At 63.8% G+C, this 9,014-nt stretch carries 6 protein-coding genes; all 6 read right to left on the bottom strand.

Translation table 11 applies throughout. The features are described 5' to 3' along the window. Positions 1–31: 31 nt before the first annotated feature. Entirely contained in the window at positions 32–2,341 is a 2,310-nt protein-coding gene (locus UP10_RS38950; RefSeq protein WP_044592466.1) for a xanthine dehydrogenase family protein molybdopterin-binding subunit, read from the bottom strand. An 853-nt stretch (positions 2,342–3,194) separates the two neighbouring features. Continuing rightward, positions 3,195–3,449 carry a hypothetical protein gene (locus UP10_RS44950; RefSeq protein WP_156180705.1) on the bottom strand — a complete coding sequence of 85 codons (255 nt, stop codon included), beginning with the start codon at positions 3,447–3,449 and terminating at the stop codon, positions 3,195–3,197. Positions 3,450–3,612: 163 nt separating this feature from the next. Then, complete coding sequence (murJ, locus tag UP10_RS38960; protein WP_044592468.1) at positions 3,613–5,142, bottom strand: murein biosynthesis integral membrane protein MurJ; 1,530 nt, start codon at positions 5,140–5,142, stop codon at positions 3,613–3,615. A gap of 41 nt (positions 5,143–5,183) precedes the next feature. Continuing rightward, positions 5,184–6,332 carry a DegT/DnrJ/EryC1/StrS family aminotransferase gene (locus UP10_RS38965; RefSeq protein WP_044592469.1) on the bottom strand — a complete coding sequence of 383 codons (1,149 nt, stop codon included), beginning with the start codon at positions 6,330–6,332 and terminating at the stop codon, positions 5,184–5,186. Between the two features lie 30 nt (positions 6,333–6,362). Further along, positions 6,363–7,379: a Gfo/Idh/MocA family protein gene (locus tag UP10_RS38970; RefSeq protein ID WP_044592470.1), complete on the bottom strand. Its 1,017-nt coding sequence runs from the start codon at positions 7,377–7,379 to the stop codon at positions 6,363–6,365. Positions 7,380–7,622: 243 nt separating this feature from the next. Beyond that, the coding region (locus UP10_RS38975) for a mannose-1-phosphate guanylyltransferase/mannose-6-phosphate isomerase (RefSeq protein WP_245322178.1) at positions 7,623–9,014 on the bottom strand (1,392 nt) is incomplete at its 5' end.

The raw sequence follows: 9,014 nt of genomic DNA on the forward strand, positions 1-9,014 counted from the left end.
GCGGACAGTTCATTCCGCCTGCGACAACTTATCAGAGATTATGCCGGCGTTGCGCCTCGCGGATCGCGATCCAGACCCGCTCGGGGGTGGCCGGCATGTCGATGTGGTCGATCCCGTATTCGCGATGCAGCCCCTCGACGATGGCATTGACCACCGCCGGGCAGGAGCCGATCGCGCCGGCCTCGCCCGCCCCCTTCACGCCAAGCGGATTGGTCGTGCAGGGCACGTTGTGGGTCTCGAACACGAAGGACGGCCCATCGGCAGCGCGCGGCAGCGCATAGTCCATGAACGTGCCGGTGACGAGCTGGCCGTCGCTCGTGCTGTAGACCGCCTGCTCCATCAGCGCCTGGCCGATGCCCTGCATCGCGCCGCCATGGACCTGGCCCGCCAGCATCAGCGGGTTTAGCGTGACACCGAAATCGTCGACGATGACATAGCTGACGATCTTGATGATGCCCGTGGCGGGGTCGATCTCGACTTCGGCGAGATGGGTGCCGTTCGGATAGGTGCCATCGGCGCTCGAGAACGTCGCGCTGGCATTCATCTTTGCGGAATCGCCGCCCGGGCGCTTGGCAAGATCGGCAAAGCTGACGGAACGGTCGGTGCCGGCGATGCGGACGCGGCCGTCCGCGATTTCGAGGTCCCCGGCGCCGGCTTCCAGCGCCTGCGCCGCAAGCTCCTTCAGCTTATTGCCGAGTTCGTGCGTGGCGCGCTGGACACTAACACCGCCGGAGGGAATCGACGCCGAGCCGCCGGTGCCGAGCCCGGTCGCGATCTTGTCGGTGTCGCCCTGCAGCACGTGGACGCGTTCCGGCGCCACGCCGAACTGCTCGGCGACGAGCTGCGCATATGCCGTCTGGTGGCCCTGCCCGCTCGACTGCGTGCCGATCAGGATCGAGATGTCGCCGTTGGGATCGAGCGCCACATTGGCGGTCTCCTCGCCCATGGTGCCGCAGACCTCGACATAGCTCGCAATGCCGATGCCACGCACCAGGCCGTCCCTCTTGGCAGCCTTGGCGCGCTTGGCAAACTCCTTCCAGTTGCCGATCTCCATCGCGCGCTTCATATGCGCGACGAAGTCGCCGGAATCGTAGACCTTGCCGGTCGCGGTCGTGTAGGGCAGCGATTTCGGCGGAATGAAATTCTTCCGCCTGACGGCATCGGGCGTCATGCCGAGTTTTCGCGCGGCAGCGTCGACCAACCGTTCGATCACATAGGCGGCTTCCGGGCGGCCGGCGCCGCGATAGGCATCGACCGGCACGGTGTTGGTGAACACAGTGCGGACGCGGCAGTGGAAGGCTTGGATGTCATAGAGGCCCGGCAGCATGCCGGCGCCGCCATGCGGGATATAGGGCGCGAAGGTCGAGAGATAGGCGCCCATGTCGCCCATCAGGTCGACATCCATGCCGAGGAACTTGCCGTCCTCGGCGAGCGCCATCTTCGCGGTCGTGAGGTTGTCGCGGCCCTGCGCGTCGCCCATGAAATGGTCGGAGCGCTCGGCGGTCCACTTGATCGTCTTCTTCAGCTTGCGCGCGGCCACCGCGATCAGCGCATATTCGCGATAGGGAAACAGCTTGGTGCCGAAGCCGCCGCCGACGTCGGGGCAGATCACCCGCATCTTCTCCTTTGGCATCTTCAGGATCATGTCGCAGAGGATCTCGCGCAGGCGGTGGCTGCCCTGGCTGCCGATCGTCAGCGTCAGATGATCCTTCTTGGCGTCGTATTCGGCAACCGCGGCGCGCGTCTCCATGAAATTGGTGATGACGCGCGGATTGACGATGGTGATCTCGGCGACTGAATGCGCCTTGGCGAAAGCGGCTTCCGCGGCCTTCTTGTCGCCGATCGAGACGTCAAACAGCACATTGCCCGATTTGTCGGGCCAGACCTGCGGCGCGCCCTTCTTCACCGCATTGACGAGGCCGACCACGGCAGGCAACGGCGTCCATTTGACGTCGACAGCCTCGAGCGCATCGCGGGCATGATCGAGCGTATCGGCGACCACAAAGGCGACGGCATCGCCGACATGGCGCACCACATCGCTGGCGAGGATCGCATAAGGCGGCGCAGTGAACGGATCGGTTTCGAGGTTGAACAGGCACGGCAACCCGCCGAGGTCGGCGACATCGGCACCGGTCAGGATCAGCGACACCCCGGGCATGGCGCGGGCCTTGCCGGCATCGATCGTGAATGTCGCATGCGCATGCGGCGAGCGAAGCACCAGTGCGTGCAATGCGGGAGACGGTGCGACGTCGTCGGTATAGCGGCCCTTGCCGCGAATCAGCGCGTCATCCTCTTTACGCCGTACACTTTGACCGACGCCGAATTTGATGGGAGCAGCCATCTCGTCTCCAATTGCCTTGGTTTGTTCGTCGCATATTGGCGCGGTTGTTCCCGAAGCGCAAACACCTTTCAGGGGCTATTCAGAACTCCCCTTCCACGGTGCGCGCTGCCAAAACATCGAAAACAACCCATGCAAAGTAGCAAGCCAGGCGCCGGCATTCGATTAAGGCAACTTGTTGGGCAAATCAGGGGGGAATTTCCATTATTCCGAAATTAAGGAGAGGTATCCGCCGCGCCTAGCGGAGTCATGTGACTGGTGACTACGTCCGCTTTGCTCCTATAGCGACCAAGTTCGTGGGCAGCGCAGTATGTCGCGATGGGTGAGAGGCGGAAGTCGATCGCTACGCGCGCTTCTCCATTCGGTACCTAGAACGCTGTCCCACACGTAACATGGAGAGTGCCCTGGACAATCTGAAGAACAACGTTCCGCGCTATCGGGATCGAATTTCCCTCTGTAGTAACCCACGATAGTGTAACGCCATCGAGCACTTGTTTTTCAAATGTCGGCTTACCTAAGCGGGCGATATAGATCTTTCTTGTGTCTTGTATTGCGTTTAGGGCTGCAGCAACCGGCTCTCGCGCCTGAACTATCTGGTCCAACCCAAAAAAATGAGTGCAGCGCACGCCGCTCTCAAGGAAGGGGTCGGCTAGAATGCCGGTCGGCAGCAGCAGAAGCTCAAGGATAAGCGCGCATTTCAGGAAACGAGTTGTGACCATCAACGCTAGTCCTTTGACTGCGCCACGCCGATTTCGACGCTTCACAAGCCAACAACAGCATTACTATGCTCGTTTCGGGTCAAAATCGCCATTCGGAACGTTCGTCACTCACTTCCCGGTTTATCCCGACGAGCCGGCTATCTCGGTTCATTGTAAAATGGGCCGTATCTGCGTTTTTGCCACCATCCAACAATAAACGGCGGGACGCCTGAGCCTGCCACCACCACGACTATCGCGAAGTTTCGTGGAATGAGGTCGTAGTACAACAACATTTGAGCTGCACCGGCACCGGCAAAGAATCCAACGGCCGATGCCGTATATTGCGAAGTATTCCAGCCCGGCCCTTTATTGATCGGCAAACCCATAGGATGCTCGCTGAGGTAGGCATTCATGGCTACGAACGTGCGCTGCAACTGTTAATACTCACTGAAATTGTATGCCTGCTTCAGGCCCAGGCGACATTGCGAACGCCAGTCGCCATGCCGGTGAAGGGCCGAACGCAAACATCGAAATGAACGAGACCGCCAACGAACTCGCGCGTTGTGAGTCCGCGCCCTAACCCCGCCGGAGCGCGAACAGCCAGCCACGGCCAAACAGCGTGAGGATGCAGAAGCCGTAGACGAACGCGCCGACCGCGATCAGCAGCAGCAGGCTCAGTTGATCGCGAAACAGCTGCATCGGCGCGAACAGGACGGCCGCGTAATGCGCGGTCGCCCAGAGCGCTATGGCCAGCACGACGCCGGATAGCGCGAACGTGCCGAAGGAACGCAGCAGTGCCCGGTCGAGATCGAGATAGCCGCGGCGCACGGCAAAGAACAGCACCAGCAGCAGATTGATCCAGGCGCCGACCGCGGTCGCGAGCGCGAGGCCGACCTGGGCCAGCGTGCCCATCTGCAGCACCTTAAGCAGGACATTGACGGCAAGCCCGGTCAGCGAGGCCTTCACCGGCGTTGCGGTGTCCTTGCGGGCGTAGAAGGTGGCGATCGCGCTGCGGATCATTACGAACGGAATCAGGCCGACCGCATAGGCCGCAAGGGTGGCAGCGGCGGCCGCCGCGTCGGCCGTCGTGTAGGCGCCCCGCACGAAAACCGCGCGGACGATGACGTCAGGCACGGCGATAAAGGCCGCGACGAAAGGGATGGTCGCAAGCAGCGTCAGCTCGAAGGCGCGCCGCTGCGAGGCCGCAGCGCCTGCGACGTCGTCGGCCGCGAGCCGCCGCGCCATCTCCGGCAACAACACGGTCCCGACTGCGATGCCGATCACGCCGATCGGCAATTGATAGAGTCGCTCGGCGTAATAGAGGGCCGCCAGGGCGCCCGCCGGCAGGAACGTCGCGATGATCGTATCGGCAAAGACGGCGACCTGCGTGCCCATCGAGCCCAGCGTGGCCGGGCCGATCGCACGAAAGAACGCGCGGACGTCCTCATCGAGGCGCGGCATCGCAAACCGCGGCAAGCCGCCGTGACGCGCCAGATCGCCGGCGAGCAGGAAATACTGCAGAAAGCCAGAGATCAGCACGCCCCATGCGGCGGCGTGACCGGCGGTCGGAAAGAATGCCGCCAGCGCCAGCGTCGCCATCATCGACAGATTGAGAAAGATCGATGCGGCCGACGCGGTCGCAAAGCGCTGCATCACGTTGAGGATGCCGCCATAGAGCGTCACCATCGTGATCAGAAGCAGATAGGGAAAGGTGATCCGCGTCAGCTCGATCGCCAGCCCGCGCTGCTCGGGTTCGTCGGTAAACCCGGGCGCAAGCAGGCGCAGCGCCTGCGGCATGAACACCCAGGCGAGAGCGAGCAGCACGAGCTGCGTCAGGAACAAAAGCGTAAATATCCGGTCGGCGAACAGCCGCGCGGACGTGCCACCACCCTTGCCGTGGACATGGGCATAGGCCGGGATGAACGCTGTGTTGAATGCGCCCTCGGCGAAGATCGCGCGAAAATTATTGGGCAGCCGCCAGGCGACCAGGAAGGCATCGGCGATCGGTCCCGCACCGAGGATCGCCGCGAGCATGATGTCGCGCGCGAGGCCGGTGAGCCGCGAAAGCAGGGTGTAGCCGCCGACGGTGAAGATGCGCCCAAGCATGGGTGCTTCTAGCGCATGATCACCATACGAACAAATTGGCCCTAAGACAGCGCGGCGCGCACAGCCTGGATGACGCGCTCCTGGGTCGCCTCGTCGAGATAGGCGTGCATCGGCAGGCTGATGACGTCGTCCGACAGGCTCTCGCTGACCGGCAGGCCGCCATCGGCGACCGGGAAGTTGCGATACGCGGTCTGCTGGTGCATCGACTTGGTGTAGTAGATCGCGGTCGGGACGCCCTGCGCCTTCAAGGCTGCGGCGAAGGCGTCGCGATCGGTCCCCTTGGGCAGCCGGATGGTGTACTGCGCCCACACCGAAGTGCAGCCGGAGGCGAGGTGCGGCACGGTCACGAGGTTGCCGAGCCCGCGGGCATAGCGGTCGGCGACCACATTGCGCGCGGCGATCTCGTCGTCAAAGATCTTCAGCTTTTCGATCAGGATCGCGGCCTGCATGGTGTCGAGCCGGCCGGTGAGGCCGAGGCGGACATTGTCGTATTTGTCCGAGCCCTGGCCGTGCACGCGGATGCTGCGCAGCGTGTTCGCGAGTTCGTCGTCATCGGTGAAGATCGCACCGCCGTCGCCGAAGCAGCCGAGCGGTTTTGCGGGGAAGAAGCTCGTCGCGGTCGCAAGCCCGAAGGTGCCGAGCTTGCGGCCCTTGTAGCTGGCGCCAAAGCCTTGCGCAGCGTCGTCGAGCACGAACAGGCCCTCCGCCTCGGCGACCGCGGCCACCGCGTCATGATCGGCACTCTGGCCGAACAGATCGACCGGAATGACTCCGACCGGCTTCAAACCACGCGCCCGCGCGGTCGCGATGCCGCGCTTGAGCGAGCCGGCGTCGATGTTGAAGGTCGCTTCGTCGACGTCGACAAAGACGGGCGTCGCACCAGCCAGCGCGACCGCCTCGCCGGTCGCGCAGAAGGTGAAGGACGGGCACAGCACCGCATCGCCAGGCCCGACATTCTTCGCCATCAGCACCATCAGCAGCGCGTCGGTGCCACTGGCGCAGGTCACCACGTGCTTGGCGCCGGAATACTGCGCCAGCGCCGTCTCCAGCGCGGTCACTTCCGGGCCATTGATGAACTGGCAATGATTGAGCACGCGGGCGACCGCGTCATCGATCGACTTGCCGAGCCGTTGACGCTGCGCAGCGATATCGATGAAGGGAACGGGTTCTGGACGCATATGCTGGTTCATGAGCTCTTCGCGCGTGATTTGGAGATGATATCAGCCGACAACGCGGCGCGGTCCCTTGCGCGCCGTCGAGGCGGCAGGCGTGATCGGCGATTCCAGGCAACGGATTGCAATCTCGAGGCTGGCTACGCCCTCGTCGCCGGACACCGCCGGCACGTTGCCGGTTCTGACAGCATCGAGGAAGGCGATCAGCTCGGCGCGCAGCGGCTCGTCATGGCCGACCGGCAGATGACGCATCGAATAGCTGCCGTCGGGCTTGAAGCCGAAGCATTCGGTGACCTGGCGCGTGAGCAAATCGCCCATCACATATTTGCCGCGCGTCGCCACCGTGACGTTGCGCGCCTTGAACGGCGTCAGCCAGTTGGTGTTGATGTGGGCGAGCACGCCGGAGGCGGTGCGGAACTGCAGCAGCGCGATGTCTTCGCGCTCGGCGATCGCACTCGAGAGCTGCGGTTGCACTTCGATGATGTCAGATTCGGTGAACCAGCGGATCAGGTCGATGTCGTGCACGGCGAGGTCGATCACGACGCCGACATTGGACATCCGCGGCGGGAACGGCCCGACCCGGGTGATGCCGATCGACAGGATGTCCTCGCCCGAGATCGCCTGCTTGATCGCGGCGACCGCCGGGTTGAAGCGCTCGACATGGCCGACCATCAGCGTGACGCCAGCGCGGTCCGCGGCGGCAACAATCTCGCGCCCCTCCTCGACGGTGGATGCGACCGGCTTCTCGACCATGATGTGGATGTTGCGCGCGACGCAAGCCAGCGCGACCTCGTGATGCAGATGGGTCGGTGCCGCGATCGTCACTGCATCGACACCCTCGGCGAGCAGTTCATCGAGGCTCTCGAACGCGCGGCAGCCGACCAGGTCGACGGCGCGGGCACGATGTTCCGGCAGCGGATCGACGATCCCGACCAGCACGACACCGGGCAGTCCGGCCAGCACGCGGGCATGGTTGCTGCCCATCACGCCGGCCCCGATCACGCCGACGCGCAGTGCGCGATTGACGTCAGCTCTCGCGCCCGATGCGGACACTTTTGAATTCATATGTCGACCCCAAGTGACTTTCTGGCGGTTGTCCCGGCTCTCATGGAGCCACCCCGGCTCCGCGAGAATCAGCGCGAAGGCTGACCCTGCCTGGTGCGTTGGCGTGAACCACGACCCGCTTCGTTGGCAGCCGCTATAGCACGGCGCCACAAATGTGGCGAATGGCAAGCGCGAATTCCGGACACGTTTTGATTCAAAGAGTTACATCGTCCCGTGACTCATTTCTGGGCACGGGAACCCGCTTTAGGTGCGCTGATAATCGTCCTCGATGCGGATGATATCGTCCTCGCCAAAGTAACTGCCGGTCTGCACCTCGATCAGCTCGAGCTGGATCTTGCCGGGGTTCTCCAGCCGGTGCACTGCGCCGATCGGGATGTAGATCGATTCGTTCTCGTGCACGGTCTTGACCAGCTCGTTGACGGTCACCTGCGCCGTACCGCGCACCACGATCCAGTGCTCGGAGCGGTGGTGATGCTTCTGCAGCGACAGCCGTCCGCCCGGCTTGACAATGATGCGCTTGACCTGGTGGCGGTCGCCATTGTCGACCGCCTGATAGGAGCCCCAGGGACGATGCACCTTGATGTGGTTCTCAGTCACCTCGGGCGCCGTCACCCTCAGTTTGGCGACCAGCCGCTTCAGCCCGTTGGCGTTCTGCTGCCGCGACACCAGCACGGCATCCTGGGTTGCGACGACGACAAGATCGTCGACGCCTTCGAGCGCGACCAGCGCGCGGTCGGTCGTGACGTTGCAATTGCGGGAATCCTCGAACACGGCAGCCCCGCGCGCCGCGTTGCCCTGGCTGTCCTTGTCGGAGAGCTCCCAGACCTGGCGCCACGAGCCGATGTCCGACCAGCCGCACGCCACCGGCACCACCGCCGCATGCGCCGTCTTCTCCATGACGGCATAGTCGATCGAGATCGCTTTCGCCGCAGCAAAGGCCTGTGCATCGAGCTTGACGAAGCCGAGATCGTGTCCGGCCTTCGCAACCGACTCCTCGACAGAGGCAATGCTGTCCGCATCAACGTTGCGGTATTCGTCAAGCAGCATCGCGGCGCGGAACATGAAGTTGCCGCTGTTCCAGAGATAGCCGGCATCGATATAACTGGCCGCAGTCGCCGCATCCGGCTTCTCGACGAATTTTGCGACCGCACGCACCTCGCCGGCGACAACCTCGCCGGGATTGATATAGCCATATTCGGTGGCAGGCCGCTCCGGCTTGACGCCGAAGGTCACGATGCGGCCCGTTTCCGCGGCCACCAGTCCCGCGCGGCAGGCCGCCACGAAGGCATCGGTGTCGCGCAGCAGATGATCGGCGGCGAGCGCCAGCACGATCGCATCCTTGTCGCGGCTTTGCGCGAATACCGCACTGGCCGCAATCGCCGGACCTGAATCGCGCCGCATCGGCTCCAGCAGCACATCGGCCTCGCGGCCGATCTCGGCCAGTTGCTCCAGCACCATGAAGCGGTAGGCCTCGTTGGTGATCACGATCGGGCACTCGAACACCGCCGCGTCCGAAACCCGCAGCAGCGTCTCCTGGAAGGTCGAGCGCGTCCCGAACAGCGACAGGAACTGCTTCGGATGCACCTCGCGCGAGGCCGGCCACAGCCGCGTGCCGGCGCCGCCGCACATGATCAG

Source organism: Bradyrhizobium sp. LTSPM299 (assembly GCF_000938235.1).
Lineage (GTDB): Bacteria > Pseudomonadota > Alphaproteobacteria > Rhizobiales > Xanthobacteraceae > Bradyrhizobium.

What these genes read in the sequence shown, in the direction of transcription:
- UP10_RS44950 (WP_156180705.1), bottom strand. Translation starts at nt 3,449, where the DNA reads ATGAATGCCTACCTCAGCGAGCATCCTATGGGTTTGCCGATCAATAAA.
- UP10_RS38950 (WP_044592466.1), bottom strand. Translation starts at nt 2,341, where the DNA reads ATGGCTGCTCCCATCAAATTCGGCGTCGGTCAAAGTGTACGGCGTAAA.
- murJ (WP_044592468.1), bottom strand. Translation starts at nt 5,142, where the DNA reads ATGCTTGGGCGCATCTTCACCGTCGGCGGCTACACCCTGCTTTCGCGG.
- UP10_RS38965 (WP_044592469.1), bottom strand. Translation starts at nt 6,332, where the DNA reads ATGAACCAGCATATGCGTCCAGAACCCGTTCCCTTCATCGATATCGCT.
- UP10_RS38970 (WP_044592470.1), bottom strand. Translation starts at nt 7,379, where the DNA reads ATGAATTCAAAAGTGTCCGCATCGGGCGCGAGAGCTGACGTCAATCGC.